The organism is Haloglomus irregulare (assembly GCF_007421925.1).
GTDB classification, from domain to species: Archaea; Halobacteriota; Halobacteria; order Halobacteriales; family Haloarculaceae; genus Haloglomus; species Haloglomus irregulare.
This window is the reverse complement of record NZ_QMDX01000023.1, coordinates 1-20,826: the sequence shown is the minus strand read 5'-3', so window position 1 is coordinate 20,826 and position 20,826 is coordinate 1. Positions and strand designations below refer to the sequence as shown.

Here is a 20,826-nt window from a genome sequence, read left to right as displayed (position 1 = left end):
CCGCATCACTCGGGGCCGCTGCGCCTGTGTTGCTGCTCGCCTCAGAGTCGTTACCAGGGACGACATGTAAGGCAAACTTGCTCCGGACTCGTAATTCCGAGTCGAATTTGTCTGTCATGGGTATGCCTCGCCTGTCTGTGTGGCTCGCGCATCGATGCGCCGATGAGTGGTGTCTGTGTATGTCATTGGTTGCTGCCTGTCTGAATCCGCAAGAGGACCGAGGAGAGTCGTTCTAAGTCCAGTTGAGATACTTTGTCGGCTTGCCACGGCGCTGCTCTGGCGCTGGCGCCAGGCGACGCTGTCCACCTGGGTGGTGGTCTGTGCGACGGTGGTGCCGTGGAAGCTGTCTTCGTTGGACATTGCCTGGGTCATGTCCGCCGTGGGGAAAGCCTACCTACCGCTTGTGCCCACACCATGCTATATCTGACAGCGGTCATATAAGCTTACTGGCACCGGACTCGATCGACTGCAACCGAATCGCGGCAAGAGACGAGTGCCTCCCCGGATGTCGGCCCCGATTGAAGAGGTTGCAGAGACGGGGAGAGGCGTCGAAAAGAACGGGTCCGGACGGGCTTACGGAAAATTCGAGGCGAAAGCCTCGGCATTTAGGTCGGCGATGAAGCCGACCGACAGTATTCAACCGACAACGATGGCATAGACGGGGTTCCAAGGCAATTTTAAGCCGTCCGACTGTAATAGTATGCATAAATGGTGAGGAGTACCCGTCACGCGAAATACGAACTCTACTACCACATAGTGTTCGTGCCGAAACATCGGCGTTCGCACCTGACGGGGAAGACGAAGGAACGTCTCGAATCCATCTTCGCGGAAATGTGTGAGGATAAGGGCCTCGAACTGGCCGAGTCCGAGGTCATGCCCGACCACGTACACCTGTTCATCGGGAGTCCGCCGAAGAACGCCCCGTCACTCATCGTCAACTGGGTGAAGGGCATCTCCGCGCGGAAGTACAACCAGCGGTACGACGACCGCGTGAAGTGGACTCGCTCGTACTACGTCGGTACGGCGGGGAGCGCATCGAAAGGCGCTGTCGAACAGTACATCGCTGAACAAGAGGGCGAGGGCGCATGAAGCGCGTCAACACCTTCGAGATCGTCCCCCAGACCGAGAACGACAAAGAGTGCCTTCTACGGCTACTCGACGCTTCCGCCTCCCTGTGGAATGAGCTGACCTACGAACGTCGTCAGAACTACTTCGGTGACGGCGACGTATGGGACACTTCCGAGTACCGAGGACGCTACAACGGTGTTGTCGGAAGCGCGACCGTCCAACAGGTCACGCGCAAGAACAGCGAAGCGTGGCGGTCGTTCTTCGCCCTCAAAGAGAAAGGCGAATACGCCAACCCACCGTCGTACTGGGGCAACGAGGAGGACGGACGAGAACTCCGCACCTACATTCGGTGCAATCAGTACACGATTCAGTGGGGCCAGCGGTCGCGTCTCGAAATCCCTGTCGGGCAAGAACTGAAAGACGAATACGGACTCGGCTACCACGAACGACTCCGCCTCGAAGTCCGAGGCAACCCGAAGTGGGACGGCAAACAGGGGCGTCTGGAACTTGAGTACGACGAGGTGAGCGACACGTTCAGGGCTTTCCAACCCGTCACCGTACCTGATTCTCGACTGGATTCACCACTGGCTTCTCACGAAGCCGCCCTCGACGTGGGCGCAAACAATCTCGTCGCCTGTTCCACGACCACTGGGAATCAGTACCTCTACGACGGTTGGGAGTTGTTCGGACGGTTCCGCGAGACGACTGACGAAATCGCCCGTCTGCAGTCGAAACTCCGGGAGGGACGCTACAGTTCCAAGCGGATTCGACGGCTGTACCGACAGCGGACGAAGCGTCGTGACCACGCACAGAACGCACTGGTACGCGACCTTGTTGAACGGCTGTACGACGAGGGCGTGGCGACGGTGTACGTGGGCGATTTGACCGACGTGCTGGAAACGCACTGGTCGGTCAGGGTGAACGAGAAGACGCACAACTTCTGGGCGTTCAAGAAGTTCATCCACCGGCTCGCGTGTGTCTGTGAGGAGTACGGCATCAGCCTCGAAGCCGAATCGGAAGCGTGGACGAGTCAGACGTGTCCCGAGTGTGGCGATCATGAGGAGACGGTTCGCCACAAGGATACGCTGACGTGTCCGTGTGGATTCGAGGGACACGCCGACCTCACGGCGTCAGAGACGCTCCTTCGAAAAAACAGCGATTGCGAAATCAGGCCGATGGCACGGCCCGTGCGATTCGAGTGGGACGACCACGACTGGTCGGGGAAACCACACCCTCACGAAAGTCCCAAAGAAGCGCGCACAAACCCGCAAGTTGCCTCCGTGGGTCGGTAGCCGAATCCCCAACGGAGGAATCCTCGCGCTTTCGCGCGGGGAGGATGTCAATCGTCGTCGCTCGCCGGCTCGTCGAACCCGTCCCGGTAGCACGGCCAGCATGGGAGCGGCCCGTCGGCGTTCCAGGCGCCGCACCCGCAGTCGGCCGGGCGGTCGTCGGTGTCGGTGTCGGCCTTGAGAATCTCCCCGTCGTCGCCGGCCTCAATAATCCCGCCGTCCGTGGCGGCCACCCGCGGCGTGGCGTCGACGTGCGCGCCGAGATCCGGGTCGACGGCGCCGCGGTCGACGACCGCCGGGACCGGCTCGGCGCCGGTCGCGAACGCCACGCGCCGGAGGTGCTTACATCGCGCGCCGCGGTGCTGGTGGTCCGGACAGGTACACCGGCCCTCGCGGGCGTCGACGGCGTACTCGCTCCCGCTCTCGGTGGTGACGGAATAGACGTCGCCGCCCTCCGGGAGCGCGGTCATGTACTCGGTGAGCGCGCGGGCGCCGCGCCGGTCAATATCGGTACTTTCGTCGGTCGTGATGTCGTCGGTCAACATGGGCTAACTCACTCCCGAGACAGCCCGGCTCGCGTGCTAAGGACACGCGGGCGTTTTCCGCACCGCCACGCCCTGAGGGGCCGGGCCGCCTCCACCTCTTTGTAGTAGCCAATAGGCCATAAGCCTGTTGGTTGTAGCCAATTGGAAACCACCAACATATTCTTGCCGGGAGGTTGCTTACGCCAATTTGGTACAGCCAATACGCCTATGACTTCCCCCACCCACACGCCCACAATGACCCGAGAACGTGGCGACGACGGCCAGTATGTCGAGACGGTGGCCCCCGAATCCGTGCTCGACGTGTTCGGCGCCGTCGAGGGCCCGGTAATCACCTCGAGCGACGTCGCCGAACATCTGGAGTGCACGACCGAAGCCGCACGGCAGAAACTTCAGCGGCTCGTCAACGACGGCACCCTCGCGCGACGCAAAACCGGCCGGACGGTCATCTACTGGGGCGACGACGACGGCACGTCGGACACCGCACCGGCCGACACCGAGGCGGCCGCCGGAATCCCCGATGTCGCCGGGCTCGCGTTCGACCGGGAGCTCACCGACGCTCGCCGGGAGGTACTGGAGGCGTTCCTCCGGTGGGTCAAAACCCGCGACGGCGGGGTGACGCGAGCCGACGCCGAAACGGAATTTTGGGAAGCGACACACGCCGAGACGACAGGATACGGCTTCGGCTCGTTTTGGGAGGCGTTCGGAAAGGCGGCGCTCAAACAACTGGAAGGCGTCGACAAACCGAATACCCGAACGTATCGGTGGGTCGGGGAGAGAGCATGAGCGGGAATCCATTTAATAACACGCTCGACACCGGGCTCCGAGGGAAGCGAGCACGGGTCACAACCGACGCCGGAACGTTCGTCGGGTGGGTCGAGCGGGTCCACCACAGCCGAGGCTCGGTCGTGCTATTTGACGCAGAAAACGAGGATACCGGCGAGGAACTCGGCGCCGTGTACGTTCGGAACCCGAACATCGTGGTCGCGCTCACACCGAGCAAGCGAATCGAATACCGGCGGCTCGACGAGCTGGAGCCCCACCACGAATACCCGGGCGGGGTGACGCCCGACGACGCCGTGGTCCGGGCGTGCCGGCGGGCCGGGTACGCCGGGAGCTTCCCCGTCGTTCGTACCGACGGGACAATCCTGAACGGTCATAAGCGCGTGCGAGCCGCCGAGGTGGCCGGCCTCGAGCACCACCCCGTCGAGGTGGTCGACGTCACGGACGAGCAAGCACGGGAGCTGTTCGCTATCGCCCATCGGGAGCTTGCGGTCGACGCCAAGCCCAACGCGCTCGAGGGGCTCACCTTCGTCTTCACCGGCGAGCTCTCCCGCGACCGCGAGACGGTGGGGACCGTCGTCGAGAGCCACGGCGCCGAGATTGGCGAGAAAGTCACCGAGAAGACGGATTACCTTGTCGCCGGGGATAGCGCCGGCGAGCACACGGAAACGGCAGGGCTCCAGGGCACCCCGATCCTCGACGAGCGGGCGTTTACTTCGCTGTTGAACGAGCACGGGGTCAACTACCCACCGTGACACCCCCGGGGGCTCTGTTACTGTTCTGAACTGCGCGCGTACGTGACTCGGGCGAACTCTCTCGGCAGCCGGGCGGGGCGTCGGCGGCCCCGAATCCGTGGTCGCCGGGCCGGACCCGACCCCGAACGCGGCTCGGCGGCGACGGGGCGGCGACGACTGGCCCCCTGGGGGTCTCCTACTGTCCTGAAGCGCGCGTGCGCAGGACGGGTTCTCTCCAGTCAGCCGGTCGGGATCGGCACCGGGATTCGCGGCCGTTGTCGGCCCGAACCCGATCCGAACGCGGCTCGTCGTCGGCTGGTCCAGCGTGGTCGGTGACGCCGGGAGTGTGTACCCAGCCGAAACCACCAACGCCCACGTACTATTCTCCCATACGCCACCGTTGGCGGTTTCCTCGGGCATGGTGTCGTGTCCACGACCGCGGGCTCGGTGCCGAGGCCGGCGAGCGCCCACAAGTGCGCGCCGTGCTCGCCGGCCTCCTCGCGGCACTCGACGAGCTCAGCGTCGGCGTCGACGAGCCACTCCAGCGCGGGCCGGACGTGTTCTTTCGAGAGGTCGGTGGCGTCGGCCAGCTCGGCGGCGGTGGTGTACTCTCGCTGCTGGAGCGCCTTGACGACGGCCCACTGCCGGTCGGTCGCGAGCCACTCGACGCCCGGCACTCTGGAGGTCGACGTACTCCTCGGGGAGCGCGCTCAAGCGAACGAACACGACCGCGCCGTCGTCGGGATCCTCGGGGTTTCAGGCGTAGCGGCCGGCGGCTTGCACAAGGGGGGTCTCCCGAACGGTCGCGAGGAACTCCTCGGCGGCGTCGGCGTCGGGCCCGTCGAACCCGCGCGCTGGTGAGGGACGATTCCGCGGCGGGGTCGAGGCCCATCGAATGTCCGCTCACTGATAGCGGCTGGTGGTCAGGGGTCGACCGGGGGGTGGTCAGGGACCCCCCTGGACAGAAAACCGCAAGACAGCGCCGCCTCAGAACCCGGCGGTCAGGGTGGTCAGGGGTCTCGACGTAATCCACCTCTTACCTGACATACAACCGCGTTACACAGCAAACATCTCACACGCGCGATAGATACGCAATAACCCCTGACCACCCTGACCACTGCGGAACACCTCACCGCCGTCTGGTGGTTTTTCGTCCGGGGTACCCCCTGACCACACCCCGGACGACCCCTGGACACCCCTGACCATTAGACTGGAAACTGGCCCCGTTCTCACGGGTGATGGGGTCAAGCCGAGCGGGGTCTCCCGCGGCTCCCGGCCGGTTGAGGACGCGGGGTGGCGCTCGCGAGAGCCGTCGAGGCGCTTGAACCGTCAAAATGTGCTGCCCGAGCGAGTGTCGCCACTGGCCGCCCGCTGCCTCGTGCCCCGTTTCAGGGGCGGGGTGCTACGTCGGTCGCAACCCGTCGCCGCAGTCCATGATCACCCCATTGTGGAGCGCGGTAGTGATCTCGTCGTCGGCCTCGTCGAGATCGAGCCCGTAATGCCGGGTCAGTAGCTCGGCGAGCCTCCCACGCGGGACGCCGTCGGGGTCCTCGTCCTTGATGATCTCCAAGACGCGCTCGGTCGCGGCCCGTGACCCCTTCGTCGAGCCGTCGGGCGCAGTGAAGTCGTCGGTCGTCCGCTGTGCCGCGCTGGAGGGGGTTTCGTCCCGGAGTATGGACTTAGCCCGGTCGGTGAACTCCACGCCCTTATACACGTTCACCCGGTGGTTGGGGCCGCCGTCGCCGCGCAGTCGGGCGCTCTCGATGTTGAAATCGGTCAGGTTCAGCAAGCGGCGGCCGAACTCCTCCTCGCCGAACTTGCCGAGTCCCTCCTCGGTCGCGTAGCGCCGGTAGCACTCCCGGACCTCCTCCTTCGGGAGCTCAGAGTCCTCGTTTGGCCGGAGGCAGGTGTGTGCGAAGTCGTAGACCGGCTCCGCGGCCTTTCGCATCTTCGCCCGCGTGACCTTCCAGCCGTCGGCGTCGGGGAAGAACTCCTCGTCGGGGTCGTTCGCCCACCGCTTGATTTCCTCCACGCAGCGGACGAGCAGCCCTTGGAACTCCTCGCTGTTGCACAGTCGGTCCCGAAGGGTCTCCTTCGGGACGGCGGCTTTCGCGTTTTCATCGTTGTTGTCGAAGGTGTGCGGGAAGTTGATGAGCTGCCAGCGCCGCCAGTTCCCCCGACTGTCGTCGTGGAGGATTGGCATTGAATTGCAGGCGAACATCAGCGTCGCGTGATTCGTGAAGCGCACCGGATTCTCGAACTTCACGTCGCCGGAGACGGTGTCGCCGCCGGTGAGTGCCTTGAACTGCTGCATTGAATCCGGGGTCTGGTCGCTCATGTCCGGGACAACGTTCGCGAGCTTCCCGTTCAGGTAAGCCGCGGCCCACCGGTCTTCATTGAGATCGCGCAGCGGTTGGTGTGCGGTATTGAACTCGCCGAGGAACTCCTCAACGACCTCCAAGAACATGGACTTCCCGTTCCGGCCCTCGCCGAGCAGCATGGCCGCCTTCTCGCCGGGGTACTCTTTGTATATCGAGTGGGCGATGAACCGGTACAGCCGGTTGACGTCCTTCCCGTCGACGACCTCGTGAAGGAACTCGTCAACGGCGTCGACCTCGGCGTCGGGGTTCCACTCCCAGTCGAGCCGGGTCTTGTGGAACTCGCCTGGCGTATGCTCCTCGAGCTCGCCGGTCGTGAGATCGAGGATGCCGTTCGCCACCACCAGCCGCTCGGGTCCTTCGTCGAGGCGTCTCGCGCGGACGCGGTTCATCCGCTCCAGCTTGCCGACGACCTGGTTGACGAAGTCGTTGGTCGCGGCATCTTGACAGTACCGCTCGACGAGCCTTTCGGCCTCAGGCTCTCCGTGTGGCTCGTAGATGCCCTCCTCGCGGACGTAGTTGTAGAGCGTATCCCGCCAGCCACGAGTGTCCGAGCGGGGGCGGACCCAGTGATAGTGCTCGTTCAGCAACTCGGCGGTCCGGTGGGCGGCCCGCTGCTTGCCGATAGGCTCGCCCTCGAAGTTGTCGGGATTTCTGAGCGGCACCAGAACGTCTCGGAAGATTTCTCTGGCGACCCGGTCCTCGTGAGCGAGGTCGTCAGAGTCCATCGCCGCGGCCGCGGCCGCGGTTGTGGTGCCGCCGCCGTCGGTCTCGGCCATTGGCGCCTTAGGGTCGGGGCCGCCCGCGACCGTTTCGGCTCTCGCTTCGCTGCCCTCACCGTCTTGGCTGTCTGTTGGTACGTGTTCTAAGAAGTCGTCAGGAACCTCCTCAACGGAGTCGAACTGGTCGGAATACTTCGCGGCCAGTTCCTTCATCGAAGGGGCGCGCGCGCTGCTGGGGGGCTCCCACCCACCGTTCACCGCTTTGTGCACGACCGTCGCGATGGTCACGTCGCCGACTCCGGCGTCGTCGGCGCCGTCAATGATTTTTTTCGCGAGCTTGGGGGCATCGTCGTCCCAGGCCGACGATGCTCGCGACCAGTCCGTGAATACACTCAGCGCCGTGGACTCCCGGTCAAAGAAGTCCGCGAGCGCGAAGCCAATGTTTCGCCACTCATTGTATGAGCAGTTCGCAGAGATGTGCCTAAGAGCCTCCTCCACGAGCTCCTGATCAAGCCACTCGTCGTCGGCGGTGCCATCGTTCCCTGACGGCTCGTGGTCCCGCTGTGCCCGCTCGTAATCCGAGAGGTTGTCCTGACCGTCTTCCCGGCGCGGCGGCGCCGTCTCGCCTGTGACCGCCTCGTAGGCGTCCGCGAGCCACTCCTCGACATAGTCACCCGTGTCGGCGATTCTATCGCCGGAGGACCGGGCGCGGTCGCCGGTGAAGGTGAAAAACTTGCTACCGTACGCCTCGACGCCCTCGTGTGCGCCGTCGAACTCCACGTCGGACCACCATTCCGGCGGTTCAAACCCGGCGAGTGGGATGTGCGCGCCGTGAGACTCTTTCTCCGGGTTCGCGGCGCTCGGGGAGAACTCAACGTAGGCGTCGCGCTCGACGAACGGCTGGAGATCGGGGAGCCACTCTTTCGGTGAGCCGTCAACAAAGCAGCCGTCAAGATCGAGCCCGCCGTACACGCCGCGTGCGTACTCGTCGCTGGTCTTCGCGAAGACGTACCCGAGACCGACCGGGTCGCGCTGCTCGGCGAAGTCGGCGGCCTTCTGAAAGCTGAGCCAGTCGTCCGGGTCGTTCCAGGAAGCGGGGCTCAGCGTACCGTGCGCCAGCGTGAAGGGCTGCTTGCGCTCTGCCGATGCATCCCAGAGAAGCCACTGGTCGCGGTCTTTCAGTTCGTCAACGACGTTCTCCCGGTCAAACTTCTGGAACGCCGTCATCGTCGATTCCTCCGTCCCTGATGTGTGTATGGTCCGTGGCTTTCCATCGTGGTCTGCTCGCCTGACGCCGGCGGCGAGCTCGACCGTCCGATCCCATCACTCTCGCCCCCATGTGGGGAGCCGCCGTTTCGGCGATAAGTTGATGAGACTCGGAGCAGAAGGACAGAGTAAGTCGTCGGGCGTCCTGGCAGGGATAGCACCCGGCGGCCTCCCGTCCTCTGCGCGCCTTCGTCGCTTAGCCTATACTCCGTCTTGTGTCCCCGCCCCATCTTAACCCTTGCCGCGGTGTGGAGGAAGTGACCCGATGTGTGTCTGAAGGTCACGCGTGCTCACCTCGCTTCCGGGAGATCTCCGCCCGGCAGGTGTCGGATTCGGGATTGTCGAATGCAGAACCACTCCAAGCCCCGCAGAGAGGCGGATCGCCGCCGGAACCGTCCCGTGTGCTGGTCCCGGCGCGCTCGTTGGCGTCGACCCCCCCGCCGCCCTCAGGCGTTTCATTTTTCTTACATCCGACGGTTGACGCATCCCGGCGGTCGTCGTCCCCGCCGTTACTGTTTACTTCGGTGACAGGTTCGGGCCCGGTGTCGTCGGCGTCGGCGTCGGGCTCGCCGCCGTCCGGGAGGGGGACGTGTTGAGCGGTGTACTCCTCGCGACTGCCGGCGGAGGCGTCGTGGCGGGCGCGGGCATACAGGTCGTCTCGGCGGGCGATACGTTCGTTCGGCGTGTAATCGAATTTCATTTTCGAACGGTCGAAAGAACATTTCACGACGGCTCACGTACGCCCACGCGTCCATTCTCCGAGGCAAAACGCCAAGTAGCCGGAGAACCAAAGCCCAGTGACGCGCGCGTCAAAGCGCCGTCGGAATCCAAGCCTCTCTCGGCCGGACAGCGCCCAGCGCCCGTGCTCGCTCCTACAACGATACACGGGGTGGCTGGGATGACCGGCCACCCCCCGATTCTGAACTTCCTCAAGCGGCGGTACCGGCCGGGGGGCAACTGGTCCGCCTCGGAAGTGCGTTCGGTGTTATTAGCCGTTGCTCCGCCGTGCGTAAGAGGTTTCCGGCGTGGGGGGTATCGTTTTTGTGACAGCAACACCATGAGCAGCTCTGGAAATCAGAAAACCTCCATCAATGAGGTGGCCGAAGCCGTCCGGGAGTGGGACGAGCACGTCGCCGTGGCGTCGCAGGTGGCGGATGAGCTCGACGTCTCGGATCCGACCGCGCGGAAGTGGCTCAAGCGGGCCCACTCCGAGGGAAAGGTCGGCCGTCAAGAGCTGCCGAACGGCGCTCGGGTGTGGTTCGCGCCGCGGCCGCCGCAAGCCATGTTGGGGGAGTACGACGACGGCTCACCGCCGAATCTTTCTGGAGAGAGGGCCCGCGCCGACGAGAGCAGCGAGTACCGCGCGGGGTATTCCGACGGGTTCGCCGACGCGCTCGCGCTGCCCGATGAAGTCCTACGGAAGTTCCTCAACGGTAGGCCCCGGTCAACGCGCTCGCGCGCGCTCCCGATCGGGCCGAATCCTAACGACGACTTGCCCGACGACGTAGTGGGAAGCGAGTAGGCGCGGCTTCGCTCTCCCGTGGGGCTCTTTTTCCCCCGCCCCCGAGAGGGTTGACCGGTGACCACTTGGCGCTGTATGATCAGTCAAATGCGCGTAGACACACACTTCACATAGTGTGTGTACCCGACTCCGGCCGTCGCCGCTGTCGGACCATCCCGTCGCCGTGTGTGGAAGAACCGCCCCGGGACGGCACCGGACGGCGGAACATTCCCGCCGAACGATTTGCGCGATTTACCCCCACCCCTGTTCGGCGCTCCGCCCCGACAGTAGAGTGTCGGCTCGCTTTGCGCTTCCGATGGGACGGAAGTGCTCGCTTATCGAAGCCGGGGGGCTCTCCCTCGAAACTGCTGAACCCCACTGAGACGGCTAGACGCCCGAGAAAACGTGTCGTGTGAAGCGTCGAAAACGTCATACAACAGGAGGGTGTAGAGTGCTACACCCGGTGTTGCTTAAACGCCCCGGGCCGCCTCCAAGGGCGGTAATACTTGGTGCCTGTCATGGCTTGAACGCATCGCCTGGGCACAGGAAGGCCTACCACATCATCTATTCCCCTGTGTCCTTCCAGCAAACTCCCCTGTAGAGCCATTCTACCGCACAGAATTCGCATGACGCGAAGCACGAGAACGGGCTCGCTCCGACTGTGCGTCTTGTCTCCACGTGACCGATGACGGACGTCAAGTTCGCGTGAGACAAGCAGTTCATCTAGGAGATGGTGCCGGCGCTCGTTCAACTGGCGGATGCCCAGATCCGACCGAAATTCAATCTTGAGGGCGCCAGCGGGTGGTGCTGGTCCTTGGGCGATCTACGACGCCTCGACGACGTACTGGTCGATGAGGCCGGTCAGTACCGGAGCGTGAAAGCGCATCGGTATGTGTAGGCCGTTCTCGCGGCCTGCTGCCGGCCGGTGCCGATGGAAGCGCTTGAGACGGGGGCGTGGCGGAAGGTCGCCTCCCCCTCCCCACCCCTCGGGTGCCGCGCGCGCGACGCGCGACGCCGTCGGCGCCACCGTAGACCCCTTGTGCAAGAGGGCGCCCCCCTGTTCCGACGACGGCCCCCCGAATCGCTGGACGGCGGCGGGGTGCGCCAGGGTGGTGTTGCTGGGCACCAGGGGGGTGGTGTCGCTGGACACCAGGGGGAGGGGGGCGGCGTTCGCACGTTTATTTTTTGTTTATAGGGAGGCGGTGCAGTCGTGGCGCAGCCGAGAATATGTTGAGCTCTCGCAAGCGCGAATCGCCTGCAGCAGAGGTATGCAACTGGTTTACACGCAACTGAGCACACAAAGTATTTACCGATCTTGTTGGAAAAACGCCTGCCGTTAGGCCAACGGCACGGGGCGGAACAACAAGGGGCCATGACAGGCACCGGTCCCGCCCACTTCATATGCAGTCAGTCACTCACCCCTGAAGGAGTGGGCTTCGGCTCGCTACTTGTCACCGTCCGCCTCGGCGAGCGGGAGGTCCAGCATCTCGCTGGGGCGCTCGCCCAGCCCCCTTCGCTTGCCGCCGCGCAACCCCCCTGCTGGCCTTGGTCCCCCACCCGTTTGCCCCCGCGCAAACACCCCCCACCTAACCGGGGCATCCCACCCGCCCCAGCTACCCCGTTCTACCCCCACCCCCCCACCAAGGGACACCAAGGGCCCACCAAGAGCACACCAAGGGCTTCACGTTGCCCCCCACGTTGCCCCCCACGTTGCCTTGGTCCCCCCTTGGTGGGGGGGTGTTCTTTTGCTCATTTTTAACTTCTTTTGGACCCCCGCGTTTGCCACCGTGCAAAGGCGGGCGCGGGCCGGTGTGAAGTGGTGCATACTCGTCGAGGAACCGTAAAAAAAGCCCCGCCCGGCTCGCGCCGGGGCGGGGCGGGGGCCTCAGTCGGATGTGGCGGGCTGGTCGCCGCCGTGGCCGGCGGCCACCTCGCCCTGCGCCGCTACGCGAGCAAAGTCGCCGCAGAGTTCCAGCCGCTCGCGGAGGAGCCTTACAGGCCACTCAGCGGCGGCAGCATCGCGCGATGAACGCCTCGTCGGGGGTCATTGAAACCCAGGAAGCCATACCCTGAAGAAGCGAACGGCGTCAGCCGTGAGCGAGCAGGGGAGGGTAGTTCATCCCTGGTTGGAATTCAAAGCCTCATACCCCCCACGCGCTTCAAATTGATCGCGGATTACATCCCGTGACAACAGGTCCAGTTCATCTGTCTGGCCCGAGAGTTCATCATGAAGTTCTTCGACAGACATCTGTGAGAGGCGCTCTTGCTGGCGGGCCTTGCGGCGCTGGCGCGCGTAATGCGACTCGGCGTCGGCAGTTTCGTACTCCCACAGCGTCTCCCCCAGTCGCCCGTTCTTCCGGCGGATCGCACGGTACCGGCCCGGCCCCGGTAGTATGTTATCATCAGGTGTCGGACGCTCTCGATAAAAATCATCTGGGTCAAAATTTGATAGCTTTCGCTCCCAGCCGCCTTGATATGTCATTCGTTGAAGCCAAATCGTCCCTTCCTCGGTGTCAGACAATGTGGCAGTGACCCGCGACAGGAAGGTCCGCAAATGTCGCAACATGGCTCTACGTGGTTAATGTGCAAGAGGCAACGTAAATTCAACGTCAGAACGACCCCCCGAGCAACGTCCCTGCCTGGGGGAGGCAACGTCCACCACACTAGGTAGCGCCCCCTCTCGAGGGCTAGCTGGGGCAGGTCACCTGCCCCAGTGAGCCCTCCCAATGCCCGTACACCCCACTAATCTTGATTCATAATCAGCACGGCTCTCCACCAAGAGATTCTCTCTGCTCAGCACACCAACTGGGGGCGCTCCCGGTTGCTCTGCCAATATCAACTTTCTTCATTTTGTACGGGGGCGCTCCCACGCTACTCCGGTTGGGGCTCGGCAGCCCGAAACGCGGGGAACCGGCCAGCGCGACAACGAACTTGCGTACCTCCCGCGATTCGTGAAGTCAACTCCCAGTAGGGACCCCCGGCTTTAAATAGGGGAGGATGTCAGCGCTTCACCGACCGCGGCTGCTCCGTGTCCAGGGAGTGTCCAGGGTGTGGTCAGGGTGTGGTCAGGGCCCCCCTTGGACAGCTAATCGCAGGACGGCAACCGGATAGCTATCGGTGGGCAGGGTGGTCAGGGGGGTATCGCTTTTCTACCTGTCTTCTGATGCGATTGGAAAACAGACGAAAGCTCTCGCATACGCGATAAATACGTCACCACCCCTGACCACCCCGACCAAAGAACACTATCGCCCTGTCGTATGGTGATTTTTTGTCCAGGGTGCCCCCTGACCACCCCTTGGACATCCCCCGGACAGCACTGGCCACTGCGACGTGGACTGGCGCGGGCAGAACGCGGTGATGATGCTCACAAGCTTGGTCGCGGTAGCTCACCGGCCGCCCTGCGAGCTTCTGAGTCGTTCGCAGAGTCACGCGCAATGAAAAAAAGGAACGGTCGCGAGAGCCGTTGCTGGTCGCCGGCGGGCCCGTGCCCCGTTTCAGGGGCGGGGTGCTACGTCTGTCGCAAACCGTCTCCTGTCTCCATCACCGCGCCGTTGTGGAGTGCCGTCTCAATCTCTTCGCGGGCCTCGTCGAGGTCCAGATCGAAGCGACGGGTGAGCTGCTCGGCCAGTGCCCCGCGAGCGACGGTGCCCTGGTTATCGGCGTTCTGTCGCAGCGTCTCCACGACCCGCTGTGTCTGGGCCGTGGACCCTTTCGTCGTGGCGTCCGGCGCAGTGAACTCGTCGGTGGTCCGCTGCGCTGCGCTGCTGGGGCTCTCGTCGCGCATGAGTGATTTCGCCCGGTCGGTGAACTCGACACCTTTGTACACGTTCACGCGGTGGTTAGGCCCCTCGTCGCCCCGCAGCCGCCCGCTGTCGATATTGAAGTCGGTGAGATTCAGCAGTCGGCGACCGAACTCTTCATCGCTGAACTTGCTGAGCCCCTCCTCGGTCGCGTAGCGCCGGTAGCACTCCCGAATCTCCTCTTTGGGCAGTTCCGAATCCTCGTTTGGCCGGAGGCAGGTGTGTGCGAAGTCGTAGACCGGCTCGGCGGCCTTGCGCATCTTCGCTCGGGTCGTCTTCCAGCCGTCGGCGTCGGGGAAAAACGGCTCCTCGGGGTCCTGCGCCCACCGCTGGATTTCCTCGACACACCGAACCAGAAGCCCTTGGAACTCCTTGGACCGGTAGAGGCGCTCTCGCAGGGACTCCTTTGGTTCGGCATCCTTCGCATCCGGCGTGGTGTTGTCGAAGGTGTGCGGGAAGGTGATGAGCTGCCAGCGGCGCCAGTTGCCCCGAGTGTCGTCATGGAGCACCGGCATTGAGTTACATGCGAACATCAGCGTCGCGTGATTCGTGAAGCGAACCGGATTCTCAAACTTCACGTCACCGGAGACGGTGTCGCCGCCGGTGAGCGCCTTGAACTGCTGCATCGAGTCCGGCGTCTGGTCGCTCATGTCCGGGACGACGTTCGCGAGCTTCCCGTTCAGGTAGGCGGCGGCCCACCGGTCTTCGTTCAGATCGCGAAGCGGCTGATGGGTGGTATTGAATTCGCCGAGGAACTCCTCGACCAGTTCCAGGAACATGGATTTCCCGTTGCGGCCTTCGCCCAGCAGCATAGCCGCTTTCTCGCCGGGGTAGTCCCGGTACAGCGTGTGAGCGACGAACCGGTAGAGCCGGTCAACGTCCCTGCCGTCGACGACCTGATTGAGGAACTTGTCGACGGCGCCGAGCTCAGCGTCGGGATTCCACTCGACATCGAGCCGGGTGCGGTGGAACTCGCCGGGGGTGTGCTCGCTCAACTCGCCGGTCGTCAGGTCCAGAACGCCGTTGTCGACGACCAGGCGCTCCGGGGGTTCGTCCAGCTGTTTGGCGCGGACGCGATTCATTCGCTCAAGTTTGCCGACGAGTTGGGAGACGACCTCGTTGGTCGCGAACTCGCCGAGGTAGCGTTCCGCGAGCCGTGCCGCCTCGGGCTCGCCGTGGGGCTCGTAGATGCCCTCCTCCCGGACGTAGTTGTAGAGGGTGTCGCGCCAGCCGCGGGTGTCCGAGCGCGGCCGAATCCAGTGATACTCCTCATTGAAGATCTCGGCCGTCCGATGAATGGCGGTCTGGAGCCCGATTTCCTCTACCTCGGCCTCTTGAGGCGGTTCCAGCGGGACCAACACCTCGCTGTAAACGCGGTGTTCGACCTGCGCCTCGTGGCTGGCCTCCTCGGGCTCCCAGGTAGTGGCGCTGCTGGACTCGGTGGCGGTTTCGCCGCCGTCGGTTTCCGTGATCGTGGTGCTGGCGTCCGGGCCACCGGCGACAACACTGGTTTCTGTGGCGCGCGGCCCGTCCGGCGTCAGGTCGTCGAGGAATCCGTTCGGGACCTCATCAGCGGAATCGAACTGGTCCAGATGCTCGGCCGCGAGTTCCTTCAGCGAGGGGCCGGTGTCTTTCTGCTGGGCCGTTTCCGGGAGGTCGTACCCGAGTTCGTCGCGCAGATGCTCTACGGCGTCCCACCAGAGCGAGCCGTTCACGTCGTCTTGCGGGCTCCGCTGTGGGTCGACGGCGCCCATGTCGATGGCGGCCATCACTGCGGGCCCCCCTTTACCGCTGCCGCCGGTATCGATCCACTTGTCTCGATCGACGACGTTGGCGGTGCCGTTGCAGGACGCCCCGGCCCACGTCGGAATGAACGCGCGCTTGTCCCCGGACGTGCTGGCGCCGTCGTTCCAGGTGTGAACGATGGTGTCCTCGGCGACGCGCCGGGCGTCCAGCCGGTCCAGCGCGCTCATGATATCGGCGGTGCCGTCAGCGGTCTCTGCCGGGTCATGCTGGCGCTGTGCGCGCTCGTAGTCCGAGAGATGCTCCTGATCGTCGTCGCGCCGTGGCGGCGCGGTGTCGCCGGTGACGGCCTCGTAGGCGTCGGCGAGCCACTCGGTGACCCAGTCGCCGGTGTCGGCGATGGTCGCGCCAGCCGACCGCGGCTGGTCGCCGGTGACGGTAAAGAACTTGCTGCCGTACGCTTCGACGCCCTCGTGATCGTCGAGACTTACATCGCTCCACCATTCCGGCGGTTCGAACCCCGCTAGCAGGATATGAGCGCCGTGGGCCTGCTTCTCTGGGTTGGCGCGGCTCGGGGAGAACTCGATGTAGGCGTCCCGGTCCAGGAACGGCTGGAGATCCGGGAGCCAGTCTTTCGGCTCCCCGTCGACAAAGCAGCCGTCAAGATCCAGGCCGCCGTAGACGCCCCGCTGGTAGTCCTCGTTCGTGTTCGCGAACACGTAGCCGATACCGACCGACGAGCGCTGGCTGGCGAACTCGGTCGCGTCCTCAAAGGTGAGCCAGTCGGCGGGGGCGGTCCACGACGCTGGCGCGAGGCGGCCGTGTTTCAGTGTAAACGGCTGTTTCCGGTCTTTCGAGGCGTCCCAGAGCAGCCACTGGGCCCGTTCTTTCAGTTCGTCGGGGACGGGTTCGGGCTCGAACTTCTGCCGGGTGCTCATCGTCGGTCCCTCCGTCGGCGATGGGTGCGTGGGTCGGGTGTGTCCATCTTGGTCGTCCGCTCGCAGGGACGCCGGTCACGAGCTCGGCCGTCCGGGCCATCGTCTGGTGGGGCGGCTGGCGCAGCCGCTTGTCCGTTAGGTTGATGGGGTCCGGAACAGAAGGAGTGAACAAGTCGTCGGGCGTCCTGGCAGGGATGCAACCCGGCGACCCGTCCCCTTCTGTGCGCGTTCGTGTGTTAGCTTCTGGTCTGACTTGTTGAACGCCCCCATCATAAACGCGTCGCCAGCGCGATGTCGGCGCTGGTGTCGGTCGGGGGCCGTACTGGCACGGTCCACCACCCGTGAGATGAGACGAGTGGGGGACTTCTCCGTCGTGGGCACGGTCTGTGACCGTCGAACCTCACGAGGTCAGTCGTGGGCGAATGTCAGTCTGTAGACCCATCACGTAATGCTCGTGCCGCGGCGCCGGCGACCCCCGCAATCCCGGCGGCTGCTGCCGCGATTCCGAATCCATCTCCAGACGCCGTTGTCGCCTCTGTCTCGCCAGTCTCGGCGTCCTGCTCGGCACCCGTCTCAACGGTGGTGTCGGCATCTGTGGTGGTCGCAGTCTCGGTCTCAGCCTCGGTTTCGGTCTCAGTTTCCGTTGCTGCGGAGTCCTCATCCATACCACTCTCGGCGGTTGCTTTCACTACGACCGGGTTAATCGGGCCGCCTGTCGCCATCTCGACGTGTAGCGGGGCGCCTGAGAACATGAACTCGTAGATTCCGTCTTCGGCGCACTGCTCAGCCAGTCCGGACAGGTCCATCACCTCGTTCAGCGTGAGCCCGAGATCACGGAGGAATGCGCCGTGGAGTGGGAGCAGGTACGTCCCCGTGAGGTTTGCGCGCCCCTCTCCGACATCTTCCGCAGTGACCTGTTGGGTAATCTGTTCGACCGCGAGGTTGTCGGCACCCATGTACGGAATCTGCATATCGTGGGCCCACTCGACGAGAGCGTCACTGTAGGTCAACCCCGGCTCTCCCAATGCGTGCCACTCGGCATCGGAGTCTTTTGTGCGCTCAATGGCGCCCGTCCGAATCAGAACGATATCCCGCTCGCGAATCTCGGTCCCCTGCGCATCGGCGGTGGCCCGCAAGTCGGCGAGCGTGATGGCAGCGTCCTCATTCGTTCCCGTTGGGTCCAGTGGAAGCCAGGTTCCATCAGGGCCTTCTGTTCCCATGTGCCGCCCGACGTCCAGCAGGATGCCCCGACCGACGACGCCAGCGTCGGCGGCCTGTGAGATATCTCCCCGGCCGAGGCCATGTGTCGTCTCAACGCTGCCCACTTCGGAGTCGCCGGAGAGCGCGTTGAGACCGGTGATTCCCTCTACTCCCTGTTCGAACTCTCGAGGGGTGTGTGTTGTCGCGGCGTCAAACCCGTTGTACAGCTGCCCGTCATACCAGCCGTGACCAAGCGCGTCCGCGTGGGTCGCCCCTTGGATATACAGTGGTGCCGCGAACGCGTCATCAGCAAACGCCATCCCCCCGTCGGCTGGGGCAGTGGCGAGCGACCCTGTTTCGTCGCTCGCGTCGGCCCAGTTTGTCCGTCGAGCTGGAAACCGACCGGGGAACATCGGATCCCCGGTGTCGGTCGTGGGGTTCTCAGCGTCGCTGACCAGCGCGTCGATGCCGGTGCCCGTGATTGGGTCCTGAAGTGTAAACCGGGCGGCGCTCTCGGGGTCATAATTGGTGACCGTCTCCATCCCTGCGACGATTTCCTGCCCGCCCAGGAAATTGATCGCACCGAGTTCGTCGTCGTCGCCGAACCGCCCCCAATTGTCGGGCATGTCGTTCAGAAGCGGCCCGATTGGCTGTGGGCCGTCTTGCGTCGCTGTGGCCGTTCCAATTCCCTCTCCGGCGAGCGCGAGCGCGAGCGTGGCGCCACAGCCGGCCATGAACCCACGGCGACTCGCCTCAGTTGTCCCACAGTCACAGTCTGGAGCATGGTCATGATCTACCATATATTAGCTATGGTCCCGAGCGCGGAATAATAAACACATATGTGTAAATAACCATAGATGAGTTACGGGTATGAGGATGTTGAGGCGAATCGGTGGCCTCCCGCGACTCTTGGATTCACCCTCCAGTGGGGAAGGGAGACCTCGACGGGGGCCGCTGCAGGAGGATGTCAGAGGGCGTCAGACGGTCGGCTTACAGAAAGTATTTACCTCACCCGTCGCTCGAAGTACCCGTACCGAATAGAGGCTGAGATCAGAATTATGCACTCATCACCCGCGGCGACGACGCGAGCATCGTATACGACTAATCAAATTTAAATACACATGACAGGCAAACAACGCGCACTCGCAATCGTGTTTACGGTCCTCATGATAGGGTCCGTTCTCGCGATGCCGGTGTCCGCACAACCGGACACATCGGTCACCGTGACCGCCGATGGACCCGTTGAGGCGGAAGCCGGCGAGACGGTGACAGTGACAGTAGAGGTTACAAACAACGGTGATGAGGACGCATCAAGCGGACAAATCGAACTGACTGGACTCCCCGATGGGACCACCGTCGCTGGCGACAACCCCCGTTTCCTCGGGTTCGGTGGCACTCCTCTGCCGGGCGCTGGCAATAGCGAAAGCTACGATTTCGACGTGACCCTGCCCGGAAACGTTAGCAGTGACTTCGACATCACCGCAACTGCCACGCTCCAAACCAGTGCTAATAGCAGTGATGCTGAGGATACCACTACGGTGACCGTCGACAGCGGGTCCACCCCCACCCCGCCGCCCTCGTCCCCCGGCGACGAACGCGTCGTCGGTGATGGCGATACGCTCTTCCAGGGCGAAGATGACTTCTTCATCACCGACGGCGCGGGCGGCGAGCTCAACCCGGCCGACTTCGAGCGCAGTTCCGGTGACAACGAAGGCGTCCCCCTGCAAGAGCCTGTCCCGACGGACCAGGCCACCGGCTCCTACAATACCGAGTCTGACGGCACTGGCACGAGCCTGACGGTGCAGACGGCCCGCGTCTCCAGCTTCGACATCAATAACGAGAACGGCGCCGACGTCGCCGACGGCACCATCTCCAACTCCAACGACATCGCCACCGTCGTCGCCGAATACAACTTCGAAACCTCCGAAGCCCTCGAAGTCGTTATCGAAGACGAATCCGGCCTCGACGTGACCGGCCAGGCCCTCGCCGGCGCCGACGCAGAGGACGACCGGGACGGCGACGGTACGGCCAACTTCGAAATCGATCTCAACCAACTCGAAAGCGGTGAAGAGTACACCGTTACTGTCCTCGGGGCAGACGACCTCGACTTCGGCAACGCCGAACAGAGTGCCACTCTCGAAATCTCCGCCCAGGACGACGCCACCCTCGAACTTGACCAGGACACCGCCACCCAGGGTGAAAACGTCCAGTTTGACATCGAAGGCGCTGACGAAGAGGACATTCACCCCGTGCTTATTGATGGCGGTGACGTCCGCGACGGCCGCGATGTCAACGACGTCTTCCGCGATGTCGGCGACACCGTCGACACTGGTGAGGTGAACGGGGATGCCGTGGCCCTCATCGAGATTGATGGCGGCACCGGCGTCGGCCAGATTGAAACCGGTGTCCTTGACGACACCGGCATCGATGTCACGCTGTTCGACTCTGTCGACCGGTTCGACGATGACAGCAGTGTCAGCGATGTCGACCCCGACGACCTCAACACCCCTCTCGAGGCCGACGAGCAGACCCTTGAGGTCACTGAGGGCACCATCACCCTCGACAACCCCACCGGCACCTACGTGATTGGCTCCGAGATTACCATCAACGGCACAACCGCCCCCGGTATCGAGGATGTCGCAATCTACGCACGGGACGAGGGCGACTACACCCTTGTGACTACCATCAACGTGGACGGCGACGACACCTTCGAAGTTGAGGACTTCGACCTCGTGGGTGACTCGGAAAACCCCAACGCGTTGAATATTCCCGGCACCTATCGCATCGCCACCGTCGACGCCAATTCTGACGAGCTGGACGATGACGACGAGCTTGGCCCGGACGAGTTCGTCACCACCTCAG

The 20,826-nt window shown here is 63.9% G+C and carries 12 protein-coding genes and 1 pseudogene; 6 read left to right on the top strand and 7 right to left on the bottom strand.

The genetic code is table 11. The features are described 5' to 3' along the window. Positions 1-708 precede the first annotated feature (708 nt). Positions 709-1,089 carry an IS200/IS605 family transposase gene (gene tnpA / locus DP107_RS17955; RefSeq protein ID WP_144263485.1) on the top strand — a complete coding sequence of 127 codons (381 nt, stop codon included), beginning with the start codon at positions 709-711 and terminating at the stop codon, positions 1,087-1,089. Continuing rightward, positions 1,086-2,360: an RNA-guided endonuclease InsQ/TnpB family protein gene (locus DP107_RS17950; protein WP_144263484.1), complete on the top strand. Its 1,275-nt coding sequence runs from the start codon at positions 1,086-1,088 to the stop codon at positions 2,358-2,360. The genes tnpA and DP107_RS17950 overlap by 4 nt, the downstream gene beginning before the upstream one ends. A 47-nt stretch (positions 2,361-2,407) precedes the next feature. Here DP107_RS17950 and DP107_RS17945 read toward each other — a convergent pair whose 3' ends face one another. Continuing rightward, the gene (locus DP107_RS17945; RefSeq protein WP_144263483.1) at positions 2,408-2,902 is read right to left on the bottom strand and encodes an SWIM zinc finger family protein; all 495 of its coding nucleotides are present in this window, start codon (positions 2,900-2,902) and stop codon (positions 2,408-2,410) included. A 291-nt stretch (positions 2,903-3,193) separates the two neighbouring features. Here DP107_RS17945 and DP107_RS20335 point away from each other — a divergent pair, with 291 nt between their 5' ends. Together DP107_RS20335 and DP107_RS20560 are read left to right on the top strand one after the other, a co-directional pair. Next, a complete protein-coding gene (locus tag DP107_RS20335) occupies positions 3,194-3,685 on the top strand; it encodes a hypothetical protein (protein ID WP_185977391.1) in 492 nt (163 codons plus the stop codon). After that, positions 3,682-4,437: a BRCT domain-containing protein gene (locus DP107_RS20560; protein ID WP_202877445.1), complete on the top strand. Its 756-nt coding sequence runs from the start codon at positions 3,682-3,684 to the stop codon at positions 4,435-4,437. The genes DP107_RS20335 and DP107_RS20560 overlap by 4 nt, the downstream gene beginning before the upstream one ends. A 218-nt stretch (positions 4,438-4,655) precedes the next feature. On the opposite strand, the gene DP107_RS17930 is transcribed toward DP107_RS20560, so the two are convergent. From DP107_RS17930 to DP107_RS17920, 3 genes are all read right to left on the bottom strand, one after another. Then, on the bottom strand, positions 4,656-5,093 hold the full coding sequence (locus DP107_RS17930; RefSeq protein WP_144263482.1) for a helix-turn-helix domain-containing protein: 438 nt from the start codon (positions 5,091-5,093) through the stop codon (positions 4,656-4,658). 725 nt (positions 5,094-5,818) lie between these two features. Next, positions 5,819-8,743, bottom strand: coding sequence for a phage/plasmid primase, P4 family (locus DP107_RS17925; protein WP_144263481.1), 2,925 nt, complete (start codon positions 8,741-8,743; stop codon positions 5,819-5,821). A gap of 319 nt (positions 8,744-9,062) precedes the next feature. Next, entirely contained in the window at positions 9,063-9,482 is a 420-nt protein-coding gene (locus DP107_RS17920; protein ID WP_144263480.1) for a hypothetical protein, read from the bottom strand. A 357-nt stretch (positions 9,483-9,839) separates the two neighbouring features. Between DP107_RS17920 and DP107_RS17915 the strand changes: the two genes are divergently transcribed. Then, positions 9,840-10,304, top strand: a complete 465-nt coding sequence (locus DP107_RS17915) for a MerR family transcriptional regulator (RefSeq protein ID WP_144263479.1) — start codon at positions 9,840-9,842, stop codon at positions 10,302-10,304. 2,095 nt (positions 10,305-12,399) lie between these two features. Here the strand turns inward: DP107_RS17915 and DP107_RS17910 are convergent. The 3 genes from DP107_RS17910 to DP107_RS17900 form a co-directional block, all read right to left on the bottom strand. Beyond that, the gene (locus DP107_RS17910) at positions 12,400-12,837 is read right to left on the bottom strand and encodes a hypothetical protein (protein WP_185977390.1); all 438 of its coding nucleotides are present in this window, start codon (positions 12,835-12,837) and stop codon (positions 12,400-12,402) included. A gap of 954 nt (positions 12,838-13,791) precedes the next feature. Further along, positions 13,792-16,764, bottom strand: coding sequence for a phage/plasmid primase, P4 family (locus DP107_RS17905; RefSeq protein WP_144263477.1), 2,973 nt, complete (start codon positions 16,762-16,764; stop codon positions 13,792-13,794). Between the two features lie 425 nt (positions 16,765-17,189). Next, positions 17,190-18,698: a cyclase family protein gene (locus tag DP107_RS17900; protein WP_202877444.1), complete on the bottom strand. Its 1,509-nt coding sequence runs from the start codon at positions 18,696-18,698 to the stop codon at positions 17,190-17,192. A 387-nt stretch (positions 18,699-19,085) separates the two neighbouring features. Between DP107_RS17900 and DP107_RS17895 the strand changes: the two are divergent. Next, positions 19,086-20,826: pseudogene (locus DP107_RS17895) on the top strand (hypothetical protein); the annotation flags it as partial.

Coding starts and splice junctions, on each gene's coding strand:
- tnpA (WP_144263485.1), top strand. CDS start 709: ATGGTGAGGAGTACCCGTCACGCGAAATACGAACTCTACTACCACATA.
- DP107_RS17950 (WP_144263484.1), top strand. CDS start 1,086: ATGAAGCGCGTCAACACCTTCGAGATCGTCCCCCAGACCGAGAACGAC.
- DP107_RS17945 (WP_144263483.1), bottom strand. CDS start 2,902: ATGTTGACCGACGACATCACGACCGACGAAAGTACCGATATTGACCGG.
- DP107_RS20560 (WP_202877445.1), top strand. CDS start 3,682: ATGAGCGGGAATCCATTTAATAACACGCTCGACACCGGGCTCCGAGGG.
- DP107_RS17925 (WP_144263481.1), bottom strand. CDS start 8,743: ATGACGGCGTTCCAGAAGTTTGACCGGGAGAACGTCGTTGACGAACTG.
- DP107_RS17920 (WP_144263480.1), bottom strand. CDS start 9,482: ATGAAATTCGATTACACGCCGAACGAACGTATCGCCCGCCGAGACGAC.
- DP107_RS17915 (WP_144263479.1), top strand. CDS start 9,840: ATGAGCAGCTCTGGAAATCAGAAAACCTCCATCAATGAGGTGGCCGAA.
- DP107_RS17905 (WP_144263477.1), bottom strand. CDS start 16,764: ATGAGCACCCGGCAGAAGTTCGAGCCCGAACCCGTCCCCGACGAACTG.
- DP107_RS17900 (WP_202877444.1), bottom strand. CDS start 18,698: ATGGCCGGCTGTGGCGCCACGCTCGCGCTCGCGCTCGCCGGAGAGGGA.